The following is a 599-nucleotide window of genomic DNA, read 5'->3' as shown; positions in this document are numbered from 1 at the left end:
AGCCCACTTTTGTAAGTGGGAAGTTTAAGAAGCTAACAAAAGTGGACATTTTCCAGGGGATGCCAGTTAGTTGTTGACTGTTGCCAGCATCCCCAAAAACAAAATATTTTTCTAATCATATTGAAGCCTGTGGACGTATCCGGAAAAAGAAAGCAGGAATCACTATGAACAAGAAAGACATTATCAAGTATCAAACAGCCAGCGGGAAAGATCGCTACAAGTTCATTGTCTACGCTGGAAAAGATGAGACTACAGGAAAATCTATCATCATTAGGAAGCAGGGCTTCAAGACACTAAAGGAAGCCAAACAAGCTTACTTAGATGTTCAGCAAGCAATCTTGAACGGGGACTATTTGCCAATCAATCAGAAGCGGCTTACTTTCAAGGGCCTGCTTGAACTGTATCTTCCTTTGTACGCTCAAACAGTGAAGGAAACTTCCTTCTACCAGTTCAAGCGCTGTATGGAATCAAAGGTCTTGCCCGTCTTGGGTGATGTTTACTTAGACAAGATCACGCCGCAATTATGCCAGAAGGCCGTTAATCAATGGGCTAGGGAAAGGCCTAAAAGCGGAACTGTATAATTTTATGTGTAAGGATGA

1 protein-coding gene is annotated in these 599 nt (G+C 42.1%); it reads left to right on the top strand.

What is annotated here, in order from left to right:
• Window positions 1-164 precede the first annotated feature (164 nt).
• Window positions 165-581, top strand: a complete 417-nt coding sequence (locus HMPREF3168_RS00920; RefSeq protein WP_052109142.1) for a tyrosine-type recombinase/integrase — start codon at window positions 165-167, stop codon at window positions 579-581.
• Window positions 582-599 lie beyond the last annotated feature (18 nt).

This window comes from Lactobacillus sp. HMSC08B12, assembly GCF_001808415.1.
Lineage (GTDB): Bacteria > Bacillota > Bacilli > Lactobacillales > Lactobacillaceae > Lactobacillus > Lactobacillus delbrueckii.
The sequence above is the reverse complement of the archived record's forward strand: the minus strand, read 5'-3'. Positions and strand labels throughout refer to the sequence as shown.

Excerpts from the sequence above, each read along its gene's own strand:
- HMPREF3168_RS00920 (WP_052109142.1), top strand. The coding sequence starts at position 165 with ATGAACAAGAAAGACATTATCAAGTATCAAACAGCCAGCGGGAAAGAT.